The 22,231-nt window shown below is 37.7% G+C and carries 22 protein-coding genes and 2 pseudogenes; 21 read left to right on the forward strand and 3 right to left on the reverse strand.

The window, feature by feature from the left end:
- The first annotated feature begins 61 nt into the window (after positions 1-61).
- Together HCX62_RS02390 and HCX62_RS02395 are read left to right on the forward strand one after the other, a co-directional pair.
- Positions 62-1,867 (forward strand): methyl-accepting chemotaxis protein, encoded by a 1,806-nt coding sequence (locus HCX62_RS02390; protein ID WP_185572628.1) that lies wholly within the window; start codon positions 62-64, stop codon positions 1,865-1,867.
- 12 nt (positions 1,868-1,879) lie between these two features.
- The gene (locus HCX62_RS02395) at positions 1,880-2,608 is read left to right on the forward strand and encodes a C39 family peptidase (protein WP_185636879.1); all 729 of its coding nucleotides are present in this window, start codon (positions 1,880-1,882) and stop codon (positions 2,606-2,608) included.
- Positions 2,609-2,649: 41 nt separating this feature from the next.
- On the opposite strand, the gene HCX62_RS02400 is transcribed toward HCX62_RS02395, so the two are convergent.
- The gene (locus HCX62_RS02400) at positions 2,650-2,862 is read right to left on the reverse strand and encodes an LPXTG cell wall anchor domain-containing protein (protein WP_185636880.1); all 213 of its coding nucleotides are present in this window, start codon (positions 2,860-2,862) and stop codon (positions 2,650-2,652) included.
- A gap of 447 nt (positions 2,863-3,309) precedes the next feature.
- Here HCX62_RS02400 and glmS point away from each other — a divergent pair, with 447 nt between their 5' ends.
- From glmS to HCX62_RS02430, 6 genes are all read left to right on the forward strand, one after another.
- Positions 3,310-5,115, forward strand: a complete 1,806-nt coding sequence (glmS, locus tag HCX62_RS02405; RefSeq protein WP_185636881.1) for a glutamine--fructose-6-phosphate transaminase (isomerizing) — start codon at positions 3,310-3,312, stop codon at positions 5,113-5,115.
- A 113-nt stretch (positions 5,116-5,228) separates the two neighbouring features.
- Positions 5,229-5,966, forward strand: coding sequence for an FAD synthetase RibC (gene ribC / locus HCX62_RS02410; protein ID WP_185636882.1), 738 nt, complete (start codon positions 5,229-5,231; stop codon positions 5,964-5,966).
- Positions 5,967-6,051: 85 nt separating this feature from the next.
- Positions 6,052-6,531 (forward strand): DUF6530 family protein, encoded by a 480-nt coding sequence (locus HCX62_RS02415; protein ID WP_185568273.1) that lies wholly within the window; start codon positions 6,052-6,054, stop codon positions 6,529-6,531.
- 13 nt (positions 6,532-6,544) lie between these two features.
- The gene (locus HCX62_RS02420) at positions 6,545-6,883 is read left to right on the forward strand and encodes a GIY-YIG nuclease family protein (RefSeq protein ID WP_185636883.1); all 339 of its coding nucleotides are present in this window, start codon (positions 6,545-6,547) and stop codon (positions 6,881-6,883) included.
- Between the two features lie 140 nt (positions 6,884-7,023).
- Positions 7,024-7,425, forward strand: coding sequence for a DUF4064 domain-containing protein (locus tag HCX62_RS02425; protein ID WP_185502395.1), 402 nt, complete (start codon positions 7,024-7,026; stop codon positions 7,423-7,425).
- A 237-nt stretch (positions 7,426-7,662) separates the two neighbouring features.
- Positions 7,663-9,222: an InlB B-repeat-containing protein gene (locus HCX62_RS02430; RefSeq protein ID WP_185636884.1), complete on the forward strand. Its 1,560-nt coding sequence runs from the start codon at positions 7,663-7,665 to the stop codon at positions 9,220-9,222.
- A 50-nt stretch (positions 9,223-9,272) separates the two neighbouring features.
- On the opposite strand, the gene HCX62_RS02435 is transcribed toward HCX62_RS02430, so the two are convergent.
- Positions 9,273-10,847, reverse strand: a complete 1,575-nt coding sequence (locus HCX62_RS02435) for a MucBP domain-containing protein (RefSeq protein WP_260490792.1) — start codon at positions 10,845-10,847, stop codon at positions 9,273-9,275.
- Positions 10,848-11,364: 517 nt separating this feature from the next.
- Here HCX62_RS02435 and HCX62_RS02440 point away from each other — a divergent pair.
- Together HCX62_RS02440 and HCX62_RS02445 are read left to right on the forward strand one after the other, a co-directional pair.
- Complete coding sequence (locus tag HCX62_RS02440) at positions 11,365-13,266, forward strand: MucBP domain-containing protein (RefSeq protein ID WP_185636885.1); 1,902 nt, start codon at positions 11,365-11,367, stop codon at positions 13,264-13,266.
- Between the two features lie 60 nt (positions 13,267-13,326).
- Positions 13,327-13,476 (forward strand): annotated as a pseudogene (locus HCX62_RS02445) (family 1 glycosylhydrolase); the annotation flags it as partial.
- Between the two features lie 13 nt (positions 13,477-13,489).
- Here the strand turns inward: HCX62_RS02445 and HCX62_RS02450 are convergent.
- Entirely contained in the window at positions 13,490-14,149 is a 660-nt protein-coding gene (locus HCX62_RS02450) for a Crp/Fnr family transcriptional regulator (protein WP_185636886.1), read from the reverse strand.
- A 262-nt stretch (positions 14,150-14,411) separates the two neighbouring features.
- Here HCX62_RS02450 and HCX62_RS02455 point away from each other — a divergent pair, with 262 nt between their 5' ends.
- The 11 genes and pseudogenes from HCX62_RS02455 to HCX62_RS02505 all read left to right on the forward strand — a co-directional run bounded on the left by HCX62_RS02455 (position 14,412) and on the right by HCX62_RS02505 (position 22,185).
- Complete coding sequence (locus HCX62_RS02455; RefSeq protein WP_185636887.1) at positions 14,412-14,789, forward strand: GntR family transcriptional regulator; 378 nt, start codon at positions 14,412-14,414, stop codon at positions 14,787-14,789.
- A complete protein-coding gene (locus tag HCX62_RS02460; RefSeq protein WP_185636888.1) occupies positions 14,773-15,462 on the forward strand; it encodes an ATP-binding cassette domain-containing protein in 690 nt (229 codons plus the stop codon). Before HCX62_RS02455 ends, HCX62_RS02460 begins: the two co-directional genes overlap by 17 nt.
- Entirely contained in the window at positions 15,459-16,163 is a 705-nt protein-coding gene (locus HCX62_RS02465) for an ABC transporter permease (protein WP_185636889.1), read from the forward strand. Before HCX62_RS02460 ends, HCX62_RS02465 begins: the two co-directional genes overlap by 4 nt.
- A gap of 4 nt (positions 16,164-16,167) precedes the next feature.
- Positions 16,168-16,312 (forward strand): annotated as a pseudogene (locus HCX62_RS02470) (ATP-binding cassette domain-containing protein); the annotation flags it as partial.
- Between the two features lie 133 nt (positions 16,313-16,445).
- Entirely contained in the window at positions 16,446-16,949 is a 504-nt protein-coding gene (locus HCX62_RS02475; protein ID WP_185636890.1) for a hypothetical protein, read from the forward strand.
- Positions 16,950-17,066: 117 nt separating this feature from the next.
- Complete coding sequence (locus HCX62_RS02480) at positions 17,067-17,903, forward strand: alpha/beta fold hydrolase (RefSeq protein ID WP_185636891.1); 837 nt, start codon at positions 17,067-17,069, stop codon at positions 17,901-17,903.
- 123 nt (positions 17,904-18,026) lie between these two features.
- Entirely contained in the window at positions 18,027-18,707 is a 681-nt protein-coding gene (locus HCX62_RS02485; protein ID WP_069007902.1) for a Crp/Fnr family transcriptional regulator, read from the forward strand.
- Between the two features lie 80 nt (positions 18,708-18,787).
- Positions 18,788-19,399: a nuclear transport factor 2 family protein gene (locus HCX62_RS02490; RefSeq protein ID WP_185636892.1), complete on the forward strand. Its 612-nt coding sequence runs from the start codon at positions 18,788-18,790 to the stop codon at positions 19,397-19,399.
- Positions 19,400-19,513: 114 nt separating this feature from the next.
- On the forward strand, positions 19,514-20,335 hold the full coding sequence (locus HCX62_RS02495) for an SGNH/GDSL hydrolase family protein (RefSeq protein WP_185636893.1): 822 nt from the start codon (positions 19,514-19,516) through the stop codon (positions 20,333-20,335).
- Positions 20,307-21,212, forward strand: coding sequence for an ABC transporter ATP-binding protein (locus HCX62_RS02500; RefSeq protein WP_185636894.1), 906 nt, complete (start codon positions 20,307-20,309; stop codon positions 21,210-21,212). The genes HCX62_RS02495 and HCX62_RS02500 overlap by 29 nt, the downstream gene beginning before the upstream one ends.
- Complete coding sequence (locus tag HCX62_RS02505) at positions 21,205-22,185, forward strand: ABC transporter permease (protein ID WP_185636895.1); 981 nt, start codon at positions 21,205-21,207, stop codon at positions 22,183-22,185. The genes HCX62_RS02500 and HCX62_RS02505 overlap by 8 nt, the downstream gene beginning before the upstream one ends.
- Positions 22,186-22,231: the final 46 nt, after the last annotated feature.

Here is a 22,231-nt window from a genome sequence, read left to right on the forward strand (position 1 = left end):
AGAGTTTTTTTAAAAAATATGAGATAATAAACTAGAATTAGAGAATAGGAGTGTGGAATGGGTGAATTTAATTAAAAATCGTAAATTGAAAACAAAATTAAGCATCAATATTGTTATAACGACCATCATGTTAATCGGACTTGGCGCAACTAGTTTCCTAGGATTTCGTCATGTAGCAACACTTTCAGATAATATGGTTGATAATAATGTCGCACCAATGAAAGAAATCGCAAAAATCCAAACAAACATGGCGCAAATCAATATCGACATCCTGACCATGTTCGACACTATCAACGGAAAATCAACCCTTATCAAAGATATCGATAATCTGTACGCCGAAAATGACCAAGCAATCCATAATTTCAAAAAAGCCAATTTAACAGCAGAAGATAAAAAACAATTAGCTTACTTTGAAGAAAAACTAGCAGACATGAAAGCATCCGCATCCTCTGTAATCAGTGACACATCAAGTGCGCTAGACGATGCAGAACTACTTGGAGCACAAAACAGATACTACCAAAACGTCAAAACAAAATTTGATGATGCAACGAAGCAATTAAACGTTTTAAATGACATGAACTATAAAGAAGTCGAAAATTCCTCACAAGCAATTTCTGACTTTGGCGTAAAAATCAGCTTAATTTTCACAGCAGTTATTATCGCCGTGCTAATTTCCTTATTCATTTTCAACGCCTATATTACGAGAGTTATTCTAAAAGGAATTCGTCATCTGCAAACAGCCGTACATAAAGTAGCGAGTGGCGACCTATCTTACCGTAGCACCTATAATGGTAGAGATGAACTGGGCGACATTACTAACGACTTGAACGAAATGAGCGAAAATCTACGCCTAATGATTGAAGACGTTAAAAAAGCGTCCACAGATGTGAAATCTTCGAGCGATAACGTGATTATTAGCTCTGAAATTATTTCCGCGATGACAACCGAAATGGACATCGAAATGAAAATGATGGGCGAACAAATTCAAACGCAAATCGGCAGCATGAAAGAAAGCACTGATGCGATGGATCAAATGACAGGCGGCGTTCAAAACGTGGCTGAATATGCCCTTAAAGTATCTGACTTAACAAAAGACTCCGCAGAAAAAACTAACGACGGAATTGCCGTTATTAATAACTTAGTGTCACAAATGGACCGTATTAGCGGTGTTATGCGTTCAAGCACAGACGTTGTTTCCCAACTAGTTAACCGCGTTGGCGAAGTCGAAAAAGCGCTAGATACTGTCACAAATATCGCTGACCAAACAAATTTACTGGCTCTAAACGCAGCAATCGAATCTGCGCGCGCCGGCGAACATGGCCGTGGTTTCGCAGTCGTAGCCGAAGAAGTCCGCAAGCTAGCAGAACAATCGCGTCTTGCTGTTGTAGATATTAATACCGTCCTGAAAAAAATCCAAACAGAATCAAAAACAACCATCGAAGTAATGAACACAGGTCTTTCCGAATCCGAAGCAGGCCAAAAAATAATTTCCGAAACAGAAGCAACTTTCACAGATTTACTCAACCGTGTTAATGATATTTCCGCCCAAATGCAAAACGTTTCCCAAGAAACAGAAGAAATGGCTGCCGGAATAGAAGAAGTCAACACATCAATTAGCGATGTAACAGAAATTTCCAACCAAATCGGTGAAAAATCCACTGCCGCACTTGAATTCGCGGAAGTAAACAAAATGAAAGTGGACGAGCTAGTCGTTATCTCCGAAGAAATGCAAAAAATTTCCGGTTCATTAGAAGGGTATATCGCCAACTTCAATACCGAAGTAAGCGAAGAAGCGGTCGAAGTAGCAGAAGAGCCAGACACAGAAACAAAAGAAAATGGAGAGCCAATCCTAGCCGAAAATGTCTAGGTAGCATCTACCATGCGAATTTGGATAAAATCACTGCTTGTTATTACAGCGTGTATATTTAGTTTGACCCTTCTAAATACGAAATATACCTTTTATTCACCAAACGTCAAACTCGAAAGCGCGAAAGTAGTTTACAAACTAGACAACGAACCTTTTAATGTAAGATTAGATGTGCCCTTAGTGAATCAAATGGATGCGCCGTCCCTTTTTAACGGCTGTGAAGTGACTAGTCTAGCGATGCTCTTACAGTTTGCTGGGAAAAACGTAACTAAAAACGAGCTAGCAAGTAATCTCCCATCCACGCCAATCGAACAAAACGGCTTACATGGTAACCCAGATAAAGCGTTCGTTGGGAGCATTAACGGCGATAGTCCTGGCCTTGGAGTGAATCATGCTCCAATTGCCAAACTAGCAGCTAAATACGTTAACGAAGCGCACGTACATGATATTAGCGGCAACAGTATTCACGATATTATCACCGTACTAAGCACCGGCGCTCCAGTTTGGATTATCACAACGACCGATTACCATGCTCCAAAAAACTGGCAAACCGTGCAAACTAAAGAAGGCACAAAAAAAATCACGTATTCGATGCACAGTGTCGTGATTACCGGGTTTGATAAAAATAATTTTTACATTAACGATCCATACGGACATAAAAATCGCGCCGTAAAAAGAAGTGTCTTAGAAGAAGGCTGGTCCGCAATGGGAAAACAAGCCATTTACCTAAGCCGCCCATAAAAAAACGTTGGAAAGCATACAACATGCTCTCCAACGTTTTTTTAAATTCTTTTCTTAATAAATAGTACTACAGCAAATACTACAAGAAGTACTCCAATAACAACCGGCCAAACCGAAAATGCGTCTCCAGTAGAGGGAAGAAGTGAAGCATTACTTGTATTTTCAAATGCCTGAGCCGTACTCATGCGGAAATAAATCAAGCCAAGTGAAATCATAACAGCAATACCAGCAACTATTTTTTTGGAAAAAACCATTCAGCTCGCTCCTTTTCATATCATATCTATATTATTAGGCATTTGCTATTTTTTGTCAATGTATAGACCAATTTTAATCAAACGGCTTTATATAATGCTTGACCTAGTATACATATTATTGTAAAATGAATTTGTTTCCTTGAAAAGTAACGAAGGAGGATCGTACAACTAAATAGAAGCGCCAGAACTGATTGGAACGAAAATGCTTGAAGGTGAAATTCCTGAAAAGTAACGAATCAGTTGACGAGGAGGAGATTAATCGAAATTTCGGCGGGAGTCTCCCGGCTGTGCATGCAGTCGTTAAGTCTTACTTACAAATCATTTGGGCGACCAAGTGGACAGAGTAGTAATGAAACATGCTTTTTACCCCTCCAAGGAAACCAAAAAATGTAGAGGGCTTGAAATTGGACAAGTCTGCCCTCAAGTTAATTATTGGAGGAATTTATTATGTGTGGAATCGTAGGATATATTGGAACAAACAATGCAAAAGGCATTTTATTAGAAGGACTTGAAAAATTAGAATACCGTGGTTATGATTCAGCTGGAATCGCCCTACAAAACAAAGAACTAGTAACCGTTGTAAAAGAAAAAGGACGGATTGCTGATCTTGCAAGCCTAGTGCCAAGCGACGCATTCGGTACTACTGGAATCGGCCATACACGCTGGGCAACTCACGGCAAACCAAATCACGAAAACGCCCACCCGCACCAAAGCAAATCTGGTCGTTTTACTATCGTTCATAACGGAGTAATTGAAAACTATACCCTTTTAAAAGAAGAATATTTAAAAGATCATTCCTTTATTAGTGATACAGATACAGAAGTAATCGTGCAGCTTATTGAACTTTTCGCAGCAGAACTTTCTACAAAAGAAGCATTCAAAAAAGCATTATCGTTACTTCATGGTTCTTACGCAATCTGCTTAATCGACCAAACCGATACAGAAACACTTTACGCAGCAAAAAACAAAAGCCCATTACTAATCGGGAAAGGCGAGAACTTCAACGTAATCGCAAGTGACGCAATGGCTGTTCTGAAAGAAACGGACGAATTCGTGGAAATTATGGACAAAGAAATCGTTATCGTAACAAAAGACGGCTTCACTTTAGAAACATTAGAAGGCGAAGAAATCACACGCGCTAGCTACAAAGCAGAACTAGACGCATCTGATATCGAAAAAGGTACTTACCCGCACTATATGTTAAAAGAAATTGACGAACAACCAGCTGTAACACGTAAAATCATCCAAGCATACCAAAACGAAGCTGGCGAAATCAACGTCGACAAAACAATCATTGACGAAATCCTATCTTCTGACCGCATTCACATCGTTGCTTGCGGAACGAGTTATCATGCCGGCTTAGTCGGAAAAAACTTAATCGAAAAAATGGCGAAAATCCCTGTAGAAGTTCATGTTTCCAGTGAATTTGGTTATAACTTGCCGTTAATGTCTAAAAAACCGCTATTCATTTTTATCACTCAAAGTGGTGAAACGGCCGATAGCCGCCAATGTCTTGTGAAAGTGAAAGAACTTGGTTACCGCACTTTAACATTAACAAACGTACCAGGCTCGACACTTGACCGTGAAGCGGATCATTCGATGTATTTATTCGCGGGACCAGAAATTGCCGTTGCATCAACAAAAGCCTACACAGCGCAGATTTCCGTTTTGGCAGTACTTGCTGTTTCGCTTGGTCGTGAACTTGGCGATGCCGAAGCACTTAAAATTAATTTAGCTGCTGAATTAGGTATTGTGGCAACTGCAATGGAAGCAATGGTTTCTAGCAAAGAAGTTATCGAGCATATCGCCGGTGAGTTTTTAGCAACGTCGCGCAATGCTTTCTTCCTAGGTAGAAATATCGATTACTTCGTGGCAATGGAAGCCGCTCTTAAACTAAAAGAAATTTCTTATATCCAAGCAGAAGGTTTTGCCAGTGGAGAATTAAAACACGGAACGATCGCGTTAATTGAAGACGGTACACCAGTTTTAACCCTTATCACGCAAGAATCAATCAATTGGAATATCCGCGGCAATGTCAACGAAGTATTAGCACGTGGAGCAAAAACATGTGTGTTTGCAATGGAAAACGTCGCTCAACCAGGTGACCGTTTCGTCATTCCGCAAGTACATCCGTTATTAACTCCACTAGCAAGTGTTATCCCGTGCCAACTACTAGCTTATTACGCAGCACTTCACCGTGACTGTGACGTCGATAAACCAAGAAACTTAGCAAAAAGTGTAACAGTAGAATAAATTTCTTAAAGACCTTTTCGAAATTAGAAAAGGTCTTTTTTTACGCAATCAATAAATTTGCACGCGCCCCTTGTTATGCTTTAAACTTAAAGAGGAATGGGGGAAATCAGCCAATGGAAGTATCACACGTAACGCTCGAACCAAATAAAGATAGCCGTCCCGCAGTTTTAACAATCGGTAAATTTGACGGAGTACATCTCGGTCATCAAACCATTTTAAATACAGCTTTATCCATCAAAAAGGAAAACGAAATACTAACGGCCATCAGTTTCAGCCCGCATCCACTTTGGGCTTTAAAACAAATCGAAATATATCGCGAAATGCTCACACCAAGAATGGAAAAAGAACGCTGGCTCGCACATTACGGCGTAGACCATTTAATCGAAACAGCTTTCACGCCAAGGTATGCTGAAACGACGCCAGAAGAATTTGTCACTGATCATTTGACCAACCTACATTTATCGCATATCGTCGTTGGCTCCGAATTCAATTTCGGCAAAGGGCGTGATTCGGATGTAGATTTACTCCGGGACCTTTGCGAGCCCTATGGCATTGGTGTCACATCTGTCCCAGTAATTGAAACAAACCAAACAAAAATCAGTTCTACCAACATCCGAGCCTTTATTCGGCGCGGCCATTTCATAGAGGCAGAACAACTCCTCGGACATCCGTGGTACATTACCGGCATAGTTGAAAACGGCGAAATGATAGGCTTAGATGATTACGTTCTCCCGGCAACTGGCACCTATCAAACCGATGCAGGACACGTAAAAGTAACCAACAACCGTACTATCCAAGTCGATTTACCAGATGGATTGCAACAATTACATATGAAAAATGAACTTTCCTAGTAATTAGGGAAGTTTTTCTTTACATTTTATAAAATTAGTAATATACTAATTTAGTAAATTAATAAAATTTAAAAGGAGAAATCTCATGAAGATTCCAACTACCTTAAAACATAAACCAGTAATTGTTGTCGAAAATTACGAAGAAGTAGACGGCAAAAATGCTTATCACTCTGATGCAAAAGGACTTTCACTCGGACTTGCGCAGTGGAATGACCGCGGTAAAGTAGATATTTCAGCCAAAGTTTGGCGTCATACTGGTGATAAATGGTCGCGTCAATCCGAAGAACTGCCTTTACATCGCGTACTTGATTTAGCTATTTTAATCGCACGAACCAAAGTCCATTTTAAAGATGCTTACCGTTTACCTCATTTTTATGATAAAGAAAATCCCACGCTTGATCGTATTGGTTTGCAAGGAGATGCGCTGACTATCGCGGTTTGCGAAGATAATGAATATATCGATGAAGACATCCAATTATTCGAACAAGCTTTAAAAAACGACGACGAACTTCTCAGTGAACGCCTCAAAACACTCAGCAAACTTTTACAAGAAGCAGGTTATTAAGGACGTGAAATAAGTGAATAAAGACAATCGAAAAGAACTCATTCGCGCATACAAAGAAAAAGCTCCAGATGCCGGCGTATATCGTTTCATCAGCAAAGAAAGCGGCAAATACCTGATTGATAACACGATGGATTTAAAAGGCATAGCGAACAAATTAGCATTCGGAGTGAAAATCGGCGCTGGAAACATGCTTCCACCAGAAATGGCGAAAGAAGCAAAACAATACGGAATCGAGACCATCACCTTTGAAATTCTCGAAAAAGTAGATATTAAACCCGAAATGACAAAGGACGATATCAAAGAAGAAAACGATGTGCTACTAAGTTTATGGCTAGAACGAGAAGACCTTTAAGTGATAAAGGTCTTTTTTTTATGAATTAAAATTGTATATTAAAAAGTTTATTTAGATAAAAAGTCACGAAATGTCTATATTTTCCCGATAAAATTAATGTTATAATATTAATTGACTATAAAAAAGGGAGGGTTTTAAACATGAATCCAAGAAAATCAGAATTTGTTTTAAGTTTAATCGCTGGAATTACAGGTATTATTGCAGGTATTACTGGAATCGCAGGCGGAGGTCTTCTTGCTGCTCTATCTGGAAGCGAAGAGCTATCCAATGCAGCTTCAATGACTACTGCTGATAGTGAGGCGCTTGCTGCTGCAGGTGGCTTAACAGTAATTTTCTCAGTGATTGCTTTAGTAATTGGTATCGCTTTGATTGTTTTTGCAGTATTAATCAAACGTAATGCTAAAGTATTCGGTATCTTGACGCTTATAGCTGGCGTTGTAGGTTTCTTCTTAGTAGGACTACTTTGGGTTGTTCCAGGCATTCTTGCAATTATCGCAGGTATTATGTGCCTAGCGAGAAAAGTACCAGCTTCTTTAAGCTAATTTTATAGATAGGCTGTAACAAGATGAGCAATCATTTTGTTACAGCTTTTTTTTTGGATAAAATTATTAAAAAAGTAAATCCTTACAATATTGTTCACGTTTTATTCACATTTCGAGCTGGTTGCTAGAAAATTATTCCTAATTTAGTACTTTATATATAAAAAACGAGAGTATAATATTAGTAGTTAAGTTTAAATTACACAATTAATTTTACTTCTAGGAGGAATAAATAATTTAATGAAAAAAATGATGACATTATTGTTACTTGCTTTATCTGTCTTTATAATTAGTTTTGTTAGCTCACCAAAGCATGCTTCTGCCGATACTACTGACATTTTACAAGCTCCAAAGCCAATTAATGAGATTTTTCCAGATGAAGGCGTGGCTCAATTAGTTGCTAGAGAAACCGGGAAAAGTACAACTAGTGAAGTTTCGCAGGCCGATTTGGATGGAATCACGAAGCTGAACGATACTATCCAAAGTAGTAGAACGGTGCCGATGATCTATTCTTTAGAAGGTGTAGAATATCTTCATAATCTAAGAGAACTGGCTATTCCAAACCATTCTGTCAGTGATATTTCCGCATTAGAAGGATTAGCAGAGTTGAGAATAGTAGATATTAGGTATAGTAATGTAAGCGATTTGTCGCCGCTTAGTAAGTCAAAAGAAATAACACATTTAGATGCGATAGGGAACAATATAAGTGATATAAGTGTATTTAGTTCATTTTCAAAAATAAACCAAGTAGTTCTTGGTGAGAATAATATAAGTGATATAAGTGTTTTAAAAGATTTCCCAGCGGACCAATTTGTTTATATTTATTTGGATAATAATAAAATTAAAGATATTAGTCCACTTTCTGGTAAAGCATTTCATCAATTGACACTTAATGATAATGAGATAAGTGATGTTAGTCCATTAAGTACAATGACGCTATATTCAGACTATGCATTTACGGATAACTTTTACATTGATATTAGTAACAATCACATTAGCGATATCAGTCCTTTAAAAAATACTGGTTTTAGCAAATTAAACTATTTTTATGCAGAAAACCAAAGTGTTACGAGCCCGTCAAAAACTTTTTCCAATGATTTAACACTGGAGAATAGTGTGAAGAATATCGAAGGAAAGGCGATAACACCTGAAATAATTAGTAATAACGGTAGCTACTCTGGTTCTATGCTAAATTGGCAACTTCCTAACTTTGTAGCGAATGTAGATTATTCGTTTTCTGAGACGAACCAAATTGGTCAAACTACAGGAGTTTTTAGCGGTAAAGTCTCACAACCACTAGTTGATGGATTTACCGTGACATTTGATAATGAAGGTTCCATTTCTACAGAATCCTATAAAAGCGACGTAATAATTTCTGAGCCAACTGAACCGACCAAAGAAGGATTCACTTTTGAGGGATGGTATGATGCGTCAACAGGCGGAAAGAAATGGGATTTTGCGACAGATAAAATGCCGGCTAATGATATTACGTTATATGCCCAGTTTACTGAAACAAAAACAGAACCTGCAAACCCAGTATTTCCAGTTGAATCAGAAGAATCAACAGACTTGGGAGATTCAGAAGACTCAGCAAATCCAAGTGTTACTGAAGATACTTCTAAACTAGAAATAGCAGAAAAAGCAACTAAAAATAAAACAACACAAGCATCAGAAAAGGCACCAGAAAAAATAGCAACAAGCGAATTGCCGAAAACGGGAGATAGTTCACCGTACTTAATTTTACTAGGATTAGTTCTTGTTGGAGCATCCGTTTTCGCTTGGAAGAAAAAACAAGCATAATCATATAAAAGAAAAACCGACAAAATTATTTGTCGGTTTTTTAGTCGTTATTATTTAGAAGTTTTTCTCCAAATAATTAATGCAGAAGTGAAAACTAGTAAGCCTGTAGCTACTTGTTTTACGGGATTATTGTCACCAGTATTCGGTAACTTTTTTGTATTTCCAGTGCTATTTCCAGCCACTTTTCCAGTCTTATTTTTAACCTCATTTTGAGTAGCGGGAGTGACTGTTGTGTCTATGTTACTTGTTTTCTTGTAAACAAAGATGACTTTTTCCGGTGTTTCTCCAAAAGTTCCATTGATGTTGGTTGGAGTTGCTTCCAGTTGATAGCCGGGGATACTTTTCGGTTTTACATTGTAAGCATTTCCGACAGTACCGGTTAAGGTTGAAGGGGTGCTAATTATTTTATTGTTAGAGTCGACATATTGTACCTCAAGGATAGCTGATCTTTTGGAACTTCTATTTTTCGTATAAACATAATTAATGGTTTGCGCTTCTAATGTATAAAGTCCGTTTGCGTTTGCTGGTGTTTTTGTCAGTGTATAACCAGGGATTTTCTTTGGTTTGGAACTGTATTTAGCATCTAGCAAGCCTGTTAATGTGTCGGCTGAGGCAATGGTTTCGCCGGTATTGCTCTTATAGTTTACTGTGATGTCCCCACCAATTGGCGGCTGTTCCACGATAATTGGAACGCGTACTTTCGCAAAAGTATTGGAATCTGTTGATAAGGTACTTTTGATAATAATGAAGCCTTCTCCGGGCGTTTTCGCGATACCATCAGAGAGAATAGAAGAACCATCGTCCTCATACTTAAATTCATGTGTATCAAAAAGTGCTTTTCCAGAAGCTAAACCGAGCTGGGATTTGTCTGGTGTTAATTGATTAAAGTCAGCTTTATACGGAACAGTAATAGGTTCACCGTTATAAACTAATTGATCTTGGCCTTGTCTGTAATCGTAATGTTCTAGCATATTTCCACCATTATTAAAGTCATCAAGATAGCCTGGAGGAATATCCGTCGTAATTTGATTTCCGCTCATGATCACAGCTAATGGTTTCAAATCAAGGGGAGGCCAGTAATTACTAGCCCAGTTAATCTTGAAAATCTCAGAAGGTAGCGAGATTAGTTTATTATCTCGAATGTTTAGGCTAGTTAAACTGGAAGATAATTGAGTAATGTTATCTGGTATTTCCTTGATAGAATTATTTTCTAATTGCAATGAATCTATAGCGGGCAGTTGAAAAACAACCATAGGAAACTCATGTAAATTATTGGAAAATAAATTTAATACTTCTAATTTCTTTAATTGACCTACGCTATCAGGAACCTCGCTCACTGTTCCGGAAATGACAGTCAGATTCTTTAAATTCTTAAAATCTGAAATATTTTCGGGAATAAAGGAAGCACCTTCTGGACTTAACATTGTAACAGTTTCTATGTCCGCTAATGTAATATCTTCGCGACTTTTATTTAGTCGTTGTTCGGTAGCTGCAATGAATGGTTCGTTATTTTCTAATTCTTCTTCCAACCAAGACACAGATTCCGCATTTGCTTTTGAAAAAAGAAAAGGGATTAGAGTGGCAAGTATCAGCAAACAAATTAAAAGGAGAATAATTTTTCTCAAGTTGTGGCACATCCTGTCTGTAATTTGTAAATTTGTCATATATTAGTTAATTATATTATTTTTCTATTTCAAACGAGTACTAAAAAAAGACCTCGAAATCGGCTTCATTTTGTTAAATGTGTCTAAAAAATGTCTATTTTACAAAATTGTAGAAATGGTAATTTGTGTGCGCGAAACAGTAATAAAAAATATTTTAAGCTTTTTTAAAACTGTTTTTAGCAGAGGAAAATTATTTATTGAGCACTTTAAATCGGAATGAAATAGCTGTATAACTTGGCTTTGCGAGCTTGTTTGGTTGGATTTGGAAGTGGAGGATATTTTGGGAAGTGGAATTTGTGCGAATAGTTTAGACACGAAAAGTCTGTTTTCAATCGATGGAGAAGGCGTTTTTTATGATTATTAATTTACACAAAATAGTCACAAAAACCATTTTTTTACTATTGTACAAGGAATTTCTATCAAATGAGATAGAGTATAATTTTAGTAGTAATAAAAACGAACTGGAGGCTGTGAATTAATGAAAAAAACAATTACTTTTCTTTCGGTAATGATGATATCGTTCAGTATTTTTAGCGTTAATCCACTTTCTGGATTAGCCTTTGAAAAGGGCGCTGCGACAACGGAGACCAAACAACAAGTTAATGCAACAAACGCGGCTACGGATATAGTTACTGCTCAAGATTTGGGAGGACAGACGTGGTTAATTAATGAAGTAAATAAACAACTCGCACCAAAAGCAGTTGGGGTAGATTTAACCTTCGAGGACTTGGCGAAAATTACTAGGATTACGATTACTGATCGTGGGCTTACGGGGGAAGTGCCGCCTGAAATTAAAAATCTTGTTTCATTAGAATTTTTGATTTTATACAGTAATAATTTAACTGGGACGATTCCTGCTGAACTTGGGGAATTAACAAAGCTAAAGGAACTTCGATTAGATTTCAATAAATTGACTGGAACAATTCCTGATGGCCTTGGAAATATTCCGTCGATTGCATTGCAGAGAAACAGATTAGTTGGCCAAATCCCTTTGAGCTTATATGAAAATAGAACAGGGAAAAATGAAGTAAATGTTTCGGGTAACCAAGTGACAATTAATAGTAGAGCACCTGAACCAAGTATTTACTCCTATGCAACTTTTATTTATCCAGCTACTACCCCGGAATATGGTGGGCATTTGAAGGCGACAACAACTTATATTAGCAACTTGGAAAATGATGCTTTTATTACGCCGTTTCTTCCAGGTAGTTCCACATTTATCGATTTACAAGCGGTATTTATGTTTGAAACGGAGCTCTATGAAGGGCACGAGGTAACAATTACGGATGATGCTTCCGGAAAACTGCTTTATGAGGGCGAGTTAACTTCTGATATCAGTATTTCTTTAAAGAGTTTAAGTTCTGGCTACCATAATATTCGTGTTGTACTCGATAATGCACCAAACAATCCGCAAAATCAAACAACATTTGGTATCAGCATTGTAAGTACGGTAGCGGGGGATTTAACAGTTAATTACATCGATGAAACCGGAAAAACCATTCACGAACCACAGACAGTTAGTGGGTTTGTAGGCGATGATTATGATGTAACAACCGACGAATACCAATTAGCAATTGATGGATATGAATTAGATAGTTCTAAATTACCAACTGATGCAATTGGCACATTTGATCACGCGCCATTGTCTGTAACGTATGTGTACAAAGAGAATCAAGGCGCGCCAGTCACGGTAAAATATGTAGATGAAAATGGTAACGAACTAACTACTTCTGACAATTTGACTGGCAAACTAGATGACACCTATCAAGCAGGAGCGAAAGAAATTGCTGGCTTTACGCTAGATGAGAGCAAACTACCAACCAATGCAAGTGGAATATTTGAAGCTGATCCGCAGGCAGTCGTGTATGTGTATAAAGCCGTGCCAGCAATGATTAAAGCGCATGACTCAATGATTTATGTGGGTGATAATTGGACTGCGGCAGATAATTTTGATAGCGTAAGTGATAATTTTGGTGCAGCAGTTTCCTTTGATGATGTGACGGTTGAAGGGACGGTGGATACAACGATAGCTGGCATTTACCCAGTAACGTATAGCTTTGCTGGAGAAAGTATCACTATTCAAGTAACAGTGAAAAATAAAGATATACCAGCGAACTCAGTTACACCATCAGATCCGAGCTCACCAAGCGAACAAAGTGCTTCAACTACACCAAAAACACCAGACAAACAAACAGCAAAATCGCCAACATTAAAAATAACGCCAACACAAAGTGAAACATCCACTGTAGCGGGTAAATTAAAACTTCCTACTACTGGGGATAATCTTTTGGATAGCATTATCTATAGTTTATTTGGCTTCATTGCTATATGTGTGGCATTTTGTTTATTCTTCTGGCGTAAAAAGCAAAAACATAGCTAACATCTTCTAATTTTGGAAAATGAGATGGGTGCACGCGACGAAAAAATACCAATGATACGTACCAATCTTTATGCAACGCGTGAAGGTTTCGAGAAAAGATATGGCTTTGTTTATGTTGATAAAGAGGATAGCTATAAACGTTTGAAGAAGAAAAGTTTCTATTGGTATAAAAAAGTAATTGAAACTAATGGAAATGATTTAAGTTATTAAATTAATATAAATCTCATATATCCAAAGAGTCCTTATCAATCCGGTAAGGGCTTTTTTTGTTGATCAAAAATTCTTCTGTCACAAGTTCGGTTAATAAATTGGATATGTTTGGCTGCGTCGTGCGGCAATATCTGGCAAGGACTGACTGATTGATAAAGTTTGGTAATACAATTTCATTTCTTTCTTCATCTTCAGTGCCCATCTCAACTGCAAGATTTTCCAAAGCCATATAAATCCGTTCTTTCGGCGTTTTGGCAATCATTCCAAGAAGTGCATAGTGGCGAGCGAAAACATCCGCAATACTAGCTAGAAGAAAATCATTCACATCAGGTTTCACAGACAATATATTGAGCAAGAAGTCCGCATCAATTTTATAAAGCACGAGCCGTTCGCTCATGACTGTAATACTATGCTTTTTTTTCGGATAAGAGGAGAACGCGTCAATTCCTAAAATATTATATGGAAGAACAAATACAGAAATATAGTTTGTTTTTCTTAAATTGTCCTCTAATTCTACTGCAGCATAACCCTCTAACACGAAAAAGATATGTTTTGCTTTTTCTTCCTCGAAAATTATTTTTTCGTTCATTGTATAGGTTTGCTTTTTTACATGTTTATAGTAATCCGGAAATTCTTTTAAATAGCCAAATACGGTATCAAGTTTTTCTGGCATTCGTGTCACTCCTTTTCGGATGTATTTACCCTTTTAGTATACGCTATTTATTTTGAAAAAGAATTTTGAACAGTTTGTGACGTTCGATAAAATAGCGCTTTGTATGCATTTCTAAGAAGAAAATATTTTTTTGCGAAACGAAAAGGCATTTTCCATATATTAAATGTATAAATCACGTGAAAATCCTTTGATATAGTACATTCATAGCCAGTGTGACCCAGATGGTACGGTGATACGGACAGACAGGCGAAAGGAGGAAATTATGAAGTTTGATGATAGTAAACCCATTTATAAGCAAATCGTTCATTATATTCAGACAGAAATTGTTGCAGGAACATACGAGGCTGGTGACAAGCTACTATCTGTTAGAGAGCTAGCAACAAAGTTAGAAGTAAATCCGACAACCATCCAGCGAGCTTATGCAGAACTGGAAGAAACGGAAATTATTTACACCGTTCGAGGTACTGGTAAATATTTGACAGAAGATAAGAGGAGAATTGAGCAATTGGAAAATGACATCGCAAAACAACTTACCGAAAATTTTATTAGTGAAATGAGTAAATTAGGAATTAATAAAGAAAAAATTATCGCTTGGGTGAAAAAAGTAGAGGAGGTAGAAGTAAATGTTAGTGGGAAATAATATCGCTAAATCCTATCCAAATAAATTAGTCTTACAAAATGTGGATTTTGAAGCAAAGCCAGGCGACATGATCGTACTCACTGGTGAAAATGGTAGCGGGAAAACAACCTTGCTAGATATGTTAGCAAGCTTGAAGAAACCGAATAGTGGCACATTGGAATTAGACAATGAACTATTTACTACCAATGATATCCGCCAGCAAATCGCTTATTTAAATAATGAACTTTACGCGAAAAAAAGTATTACTATAGAAAATTTTATGAAACAACATGCTTTGCTTTTTGAAGATATGGAGTTAGAGAAGTGGGATAGATTACTTGCTGGATGGCGAATTAACAAACGACTAAAACTTGGCGAACTATCAACTGGTATGTTAATGAAAGTGAAAATTGGTAGTGTTTTAGCAAGAAAAGCCAAAGTTTATCTTTATGATGAACCTTTTGCGAGTATCGATATTATGGCTCGTTCAGAAGTAATGAAAGCTATTATTAGCGAAACAAATCCAGATGCTATCACGATTATTTCTTCGCACCATTTAGAAGGAACCGAAAAATTATATAACAAACTTTGGCTAATTAAAGATAACACGTTAAAAACTATAGAAACAGAAACTTATCGCGAGGAAACAGGCAACGCATTAATCGATTTCTATAAGGAGGAAATGAACAAATGAAAAAAATGATCACTTTTTATTTAAAACAAATTAGTCCGATACTTTTGATTGGACTAGCCATTATCTGGGGACTGAATTTAGTAGGTTTAACAATGAACTTAATGGAAGGGCCAGATTTACTTTTTAGAGCTATTCGCGGAACGACCGTGATGAGTGTACTTCTAATTCTAATCACTACTTGGAAAATAACCAAACTAGATACATCGAAAGAAAACTTAACACTTGCATCCCTTTCTGGGTTTTCAGAAATGAAGAAGTTTTTTGGAAAACTATTCGCCGCTTATTTAGCAGCTATTACGGTTATTTTAGTTCAAAGTGTTTTTATTTGGTATTACGGGTTTGAAACAGGACGCATGGAAGCTGGCGATGCACTATCTTTTGCTTCAGGAACGTTGATGATGTTCTTATTTATCGCCATGTTTGTTTGCTATTTTGTTATCCCAGTGGGCTGGTTAAAAGATCATGTGAAAGCAAGTTATGCTCAAAAAGCAGCCGTTATCTTATTGATGTTCGGAATTTTAATCGTGAATTTGCTTGCTGAATATTATCTGCACATTTATAACAGCGCTGGAATTATTTCGATTTTACCAAGTGGTCACTTTGAAATTTCATTGTTATCCATTGTTTGGAACGCAACATTATGTTCTATTATTGCCGGAAGTTACATTTATATGAAATCCAAAAAAATGGACACTGTTTGAAACTATTGGAAAAAGCGGTCGCGGAAAGTCCACTTTATTAAACATCATTAGTGAACTTGATACGGACTATTCAAGGAAAGGTTTTATATACCGGGGAAGATTTACAAGATATTGATTTAGATTTGTATCATATCAGTTTCATTTTTCAATAGGAGTTTCGGAATTTATTAGTCACACTTGGCACAGCTACTTGGATTATCACCATTCTACTAGCTTTTGGGCTGGAAACACAAAGTTTATCCAAAATTTTTGGAATCACTTAACAGAAAAGAGGAATTTAACATGAAAAAATCACTAAAAATTAGCTTAATCTTCGTAGGAATTGCAGCAGTCATATTCGTAGGAGTGATGTTATCCTACCGTTTTATTAAATCAATGGATGTTACTGAAAATGCCGAAATAAATCAAGCAGCAACAGGGAACCATGTATTACTTGCAACTCAAGGTAGTAAATTCAAAGACAGTGTAATGGACCAAGTGAAAAAAGATATGGAAGGCAAAAATGTACATGTTTCCATTATCGATACAACAACATTAGACAAAGTAAAAGCAGATGATTATGACAAAGTAGTTCTATTCACTACAGTGCAGTCCAATGATATCCCAGAAAACGTATCCGCTTTTATGAATGATAATAAAGATAAAAGTATCCATATTTCGGTAACAGCAGATTCTGGCCGTTGGGATGATAAGCCGAAAGATATTGATGCTATTTCCGAAGCATCGAAAGCAGAAAACAAACAAGATTTTGTGGAAGATTTAACAAAAGCGATCGTGGCGGAATAAGAGTGGCGGGTATTTTTTGAGACAGCTTTTTCATTTCGTAACCACGGTTACAGACGAAATCACAAAAGCCATCTATACTAAAGTTAGATTTTAGATAAATTAGAGGAGATGGTCATAATGAGCGTTTTAAACATTGAAGGAGCAAAATTAGCGTATCAGAAAGTTGGACAAGGTCCTATTCTTATTTTTATACCAGGAGCAAATGGAACAGGGAACATCTTTTTGCCATTAGCAGAGCAATTGAAAGAATCTTTTTCTGTGGTGATGGTAGATCGTCGCGGCTACGGGGACAGTGAATTGACAGAGTCTATACCAGAGCGCGCTAGTAATGCGCATGATGATTACCGAGTGACTAGAGATGCTGCTGACATTGCTGCACTCGCAAAAGCGTTAAGCGACGAGCCGGTTTATATTTTAGGATCAAGCTCTGGTTCAATTGTTGCTATGCATGTCTTGAAAAATCATCCAGAAGTTGTTAAAAAAATCGCTTTTCACGAGCCGCCAATCAATACATTCTTACCAGATTCAGAGATGTGGCAAGAAGCGAATGAGAAAATTGTACAAACAGCACTAACCAAAAACATGGCAGAAGCAATGCAACTTTTTGGGGAAACACTTCATATTGCACCCATTGACGCTGAAAGTATGTCGAAACCAGCCGTAACAATAGACGAAGTGACAGAAGACCCAACAACGCAACAAATGAAATACTGGTTCACTTATGAAATCCGCCAATATACTAGTTCGGACATTTCTTTAGACGATTTCAAACCGTATGTTAATCAGATTACCTTACTTAACGGTACTGATTCAAAAGGTTCCTATCCGCAAGATGTTAACGACTTTATTGCCAAACAACTCGGACTAACTATTGTGGATATTCCAGGTGGTCATTTAGGTTATATTCAAAAACCAGCCGGATTCGCTAAAGTACTTTTATCAATCTGGGGATAGAAATAAAAATTCTGCTAAAGATTAAATTTAGCAGAATTTTTTGATGTAGTCGTAATTGCTATTTGGAAGAAAGTGGTCTATGCTTATCGTGAAAAGTAACTTTCATTTAAGAGGAGAAGCAAAATGAACATTCGAACTGAACTGCAAAATAGCCAATTATGCGAAGGTATAACAGAAGCTCAATTAACCGAACTGATGAACAAAATTACGGTTAAAGAGAAGCACTATAAAAATAATGAAATTTTATTTTATACAGATGAAGTAACGAAAGTATATATTTTAGTTAAAGGAAATGCGGCTATTGCTAAAAATACAAGTAGCGGTAAGCGAATTCTAGGTAAAAATGTCACAGAACCTGGGGAACTGGCTGGGGAGATTTATTATTTCTCGCATCGTAATCCATTTTGGGACTATGCGATCGTGCTTGAACCGACAACAGTACTAGAAATTAGCGGCATTGACCAAGAAACTCTTCAAACCTTAGATTTAGCTTTACAAAACCAACTATTAGTCAATTTATTGAAAAGTGTTACTAGAAAATTTGAATATATAGGTGAAAAGGTACGAATGGTTTCAGAAGACTCTGTTCGTGCAAAAATAAGCAATTATTTATTTGGCATCCAAGACGATGATGGCAGTATCGAATTAACAGAAACAAGAGAAGAAATTGCCGACTATCTTGATATTACAAGACCTTCACTTTCGAGAGAGCTTGGCAGAATGCAAAAAGAAAATATTATTCGTATCGAAGGAAGTAGCGTTATTATTTTAGATGCGATTATATTTGATACTTTTATTGAGTAACTAGTAACCAGCGTTACATCTTTTCGTATGCGGTAATGGTAAGCTATTCGTATTAAAAGAATGAATACGGAGGAGATTACATGTTATTAACTAGAAACGAACCTTTTACCGCAGAAAAAATACAAGCAAAGGCAGACATACTTGAGCTAGTTCAATTTGAACGATTTTGCCGCGATAATGCACTTTGGGACGCAATGGAAACCTGTTTTACAAAAGAGTCAAACGTAAAAATTTCCTGGTTTCAAGGAACTGGGCATGGCTTTATTGAGGCATCAAAGAAAATGACCAACCCTGCGCCACATAAAATATACAATACCCAAGTTTGGATTAATAACGACCGAGCTGTGGCGATAATGCAAGCCACTATCCAAACACGCACCATCATAAATGGAGTAGAAATGGAACTTAATTCTGATGCCAAATTAGTGACACGAGTAGAACGAATCGATGGTAAATGGTACATTAATGCATTTGAAGGAGTTTATGAGAAAGACTCATTGATGCCAGTGGTTCCAAGTAAAAATGCAGATGTTCCTGCTGAGCTATTAGCTAATTTTAGAAAAAGTTATGCTTGCCTAGCACTTTCATTAACATTAAACGGTTATGAGATTGATAATAATCTTCCCGGCATTGATCGCCCGGAGCAAGTGGCTCAATTTTTCAAAGAAGCTGATGAGTGGTTGCTCCAATAATTTAAAAAGGATAGCTAGTTTTTACTAGCTATCCTTTTTAAATGAAGGAGTCTCATTTTAAAATATGCTATACTTAGTGAAATATAAACCTCATGAAACGGTAGGTGGTTGTCAGTGAAAAAGAGTAAAACGGTTCAAATTCTATTAGTTTTTTCCGTTGTTGCATTGGTTTTGAGTGTGGTTGGGGTGGCATCGATTTGGTATGGGCAGAAAAATCATCAAACGAATAATGCGAAAACCACCGCTAAAAAAGAGACAACCGTAACGAAGAAACAAGATACGTTTAAAATAACGGCGCTTGGTGATTCGCTTACATATGGCGTTGGTGATACAGAAGGCGGCGGGTACGTCCGAGTGGTGGAGAATTTCTACAAACAAAAAGAGAAAAATGTCGAGAATGTTAATCTTGCTATTAGCGGGGCGAAATCAGGACAACTTCTCAAACAATTAGATCAAAAAGAAGTGCAAAACCAAATAAAATCAGCCGATGTTATTTTAATGACGATTGGCGGCAACGATTTGTTCCGTGGCGGGGAAGCACTCGATGATTTCAAAAGCGATGCGATCAAACAAGCCAAAGCAAGTTATACGAGCAATCTAAAACAGATTTACCAGACGATACGAAAATTAAATCCATCAGCGCCAGTTTTTCATATTGGCTTGTATAATCCGTTTATGTCGTTAGAAAATGCGAGCGAAATGTCGGCAGTTGCGAATGAGTGGAATTTGCAAAGTCAAAATCTATCGCAAAACGAAAAAAATATCATTTACGTACCAACATTTGATTTATTCCAACAAAATGGGGCTGCCTATTTAGCGACTGATAAATTCCATCCAAATCATGCAGGCTACCAGTTTATCGGTAATCGGGTGACCGAAGTTATTCAGACGGGAGGGGGAGAAGACGATGACGGAGCGAGCACTTCAAGTAACTAATCTGCATAAAAAAATTCGTAAACGAGAAATTATTAAAGGGATATCATTTGAAGTAATGCCCGGAGAAGTTTTTGGCTTTCTTGGACCGAATGGAGCGGGGAAAACGACGACGATTCGAATGATTGTCGGCTTAATCAAACCAACGTCTGGAACGATTTTAATTGGTGGCAAAGATATCCGCAAAAATTTCACCGAAGCGATGCGGGGTCTTGGTTCTATCGTGGAGAATCCTGAATTTTATAGCTTTTTAACAGGACAAGAAAATTTGGCGTATTTTGCCCGAATGGATTCTTCGATTAAAAAAGAACGTATTCAAGAAGTAACCGAACTAGTTGGGCTAGAAAAGCGGATAAATGACAGAGTTTCTACTTATTCACTTGGTATGCGGCAACGTTTAGGGATTGCTCAAGCATTACTTTCGAATCCGAAATTATTAATTCTTGATGAACCAACAAACGGTCTCGATCCATCTGGAATTCACGAAATGCGCGACTTTATCCGTGCGCTGGCTCGAAATGAAGGTATTAGCGTGCTCGTGTCTTCTCATTTATTAAGTGAAATTGAACTTTTATGTGATCGGGTGGCGATTATGACAGACGGGACGATTATTAAAACCGACCAAGTTGCGCACCTGCTAAGTTCCCGTGCGCAATTACGCTGGCGGGTGACTCCAATAGAACAAGCCAAAGCCTTTTTGGAAAGTGTGACCGAAGTGGAAGTGGACGGGGAGTATCTTGTGACAGCAATGAATGACGAAAGCGCAGAGTGGAACGAACATCTCGTTGCAAAAGGCGTCAAAGTCCATGAAATCGACAAGCGAAAACCATCCCTTGAAGATCTATTCCTTGAGTTAACGGGAGGTCAGTCTATTGATTAATTTAGTATATAATGAACAATTAAAACTTTGGCGCAAAAAGCGACTCATTGTTATTTTAGCGTTGGTGGCAATTATCGTAGCGATTTTCACGTATGCGCAATTCAGACAGCATCAAGAAGATGAAAAGCAAGCTGGGACAAGCGATTGGCATGTACAGACTCAGCAACAAATCGTCGACCTTGAAAATCGACTTGGCACAGGTCGGTTACCCGAAGAATATCAAAAATATTTCAAAGTGCTTGTCGGGCAACTACAATATTATTTAGATAATGACATCAACCCAAATGCACCCGGAGCACCAACTTTCCTAAAAACATTCGTCGAAAATGGCATTAGTTTATTGTTTCCACTTTTTATCATGGTTATAGCAGCCGATTTAATCAGTGCTGAAACAAGTGCGGGAACGATGAAGTTCTTGCTGACAAGGCCTGTGAAGCGATGGCGGATTTTGACGAGTAAGTATGTTTCGATGTTGCTCTCGATTTCCGCGATTATGGTGCTATCCGCCGTTATTGCCTATTTGATTTCTGGAATTGTCTTTGGCTACGGTGGCTGGGACGCGCCAGTTCTCACCGGATTTGGCATGAAAGATGGCGCCGTAACAACAACAGACGTGTACCAACTACCAGTTTGGCAACTACTGCTAATGGAATTTGGACTCGCGTGGTTTGTCAGTGTCGTGGTCGGCGTGTTAACGATGTTTGTATCCGTACTCGTCCGCTCCACAGCCGCCGTAATGGGAATTATGCTCGCCTCACTTATTACCGGAACAATTTTAACGAACCTCGTCAGCTCTTGGCCGAGCGCGAAATATTTATTTATGGTCAATTTACAACTAACGAATTATTTAAACGGCTCCAGCCCACCAGTCGAAGGAATGACATTAAGCTTCTCAATGCTCGTCTTAACCGCGTGGATGCTAGTCGCATTCGTTTTATCTTATTTTATTTTCACCAAAAGAGATGTCTATTAAAGAGCGCTTACCGGCGCTCTTTTTTGCGTTCAATAAAAGTTACTTA

Origin of the sequence: Listeria swaminathanii (assembly GCF_014229645.1) — a bacterium.
Classification (GTDB): Bacteria; Bacillota; Bacilli; order Lactobacillales; family Listeriaceae; genus Listeria; species Listeria swaminathanii.

What these genes read in the sequence shown, in the direction of transcription:
- glmS (WP_185636881.1), top strand. Translation starts at nt 3,310, where the DNA reads ATGTGTGGAATCGTAGGATATATTGGAACAAACAATGCAAAAGGCATT.
- HCX62_RS02500 (WP_185636894.1), top strand. Translation starts at nt 20,307, where the DNA reads ATGACGGAGCGAGCACTTCAAGTAACTAATCTGCATAAAAAAATTCGT.
- HCX62_RS02485 (WP_069007902.1), top strand. Translation starts at nt 18,027, where the DNA reads ATGAACATTCGAACTGAACTGCAAAATAGCCAATTATGCGAAGGTATA.
- HCX62_RS02465 (WP_185636889.1), top strand. Translation starts at nt 15,459, where the DNA reads ATGAAAAAAATGATCACTTTTTATTTAAAACAAATTAGTCCGATACTT.
- HCX62_RS02475 (WP_185636890.1), top strand. Translation starts at nt 16,446, where the DNA reads ATGAAAAAATCACTAAAAATTAGCTTAATCTTCGTAGGAATTGCAGCA.
- HCX62_RS02395 (WP_185636879.1), top strand. Translation starts at nt 1,880, where the DNA reads ATGCGAATTTGGATAAAATCACTGCTTGTTATTACAGCGTGTATATTT.
- HCX62_RS02490 (WP_185636892.1), top strand. Translation starts at nt 18,788, where the DNA reads ATGTTATTAACTAGAAACGAACCTTTTACCGCAGAAAAAATACAAGCA.
- HCX62_RS02455 (WP_185636887.1), top strand. Translation starts at nt 14,412, where the DNA reads ATGAAGTTTGATGATAGTAAACCCATTTATAAGCAAATCGTTCATTAT.
- ribC (WP_185636882.1), top strand. Translation starts at nt 5,229, where the DNA reads ATGGAAGTATCACACGTAACGCTCGAACCAAATAAAGATAGCCGTCCC.
- HCX62_RS02415 (WP_185568273.1), top strand. Translation starts at nt 6,052, where the DNA reads ATGAAGATTCCAACTACCTTAAAACATAAACCAGTAATTGTTGTCGAA.
- HCX62_RS02460 (WP_185636888.1), top strand. Translation starts at nt 14,773, where the DNA reads ATGTTAGTGGGAAATAATATCGCTAAATCCTATCCAAATAAATTAGTC.
- HCX62_RS02450 (WP_185636886.1), bottom strand. Translation starts at nt 14,149, where the DNA reads ATGCCAGAAAAACTTGATACCGTATTTGGCTATTTAAAAGAATTTCCG.
- HCX62_RS02430 (WP_185636884.1), top strand. Translation starts at nt 7,663, where the DNA reads ATGAAAAAAATGATGACATTATTGTTACTTGCTTTATCTGTCTTTATA.
- HCX62_RS02480 (WP_185636891.1), top strand. Translation starts at nt 17,067, where the DNA reads ATGAGCGTTTTAAACATTGAAGGAGCAAAATTAGCGTATCAGAAAGTT.
- HCX62_RS02440 (WP_185636885.1), top strand. Translation starts at nt 11,365, where the DNA reads ATGAAAAAAACAATTACTTTTCTTTCGGTAATGATGATATCGTTCAGT.
- HCX62_RS02400 (WP_185636880.1), bottom strand. Translation starts at nt 2,862, where the DNA reads ATGGTTTTTTCCAAAAAAATAGTTGCTGGTATTGCTGTTATGATTTCA.
- HCX62_RS02425 (WP_185502395.1), top strand. Translation starts at nt 7,024, where the DNA reads ATGAATCCAAGAAAATCAGAATTTGTTTTAAGTTTAATCGCTGGAATT.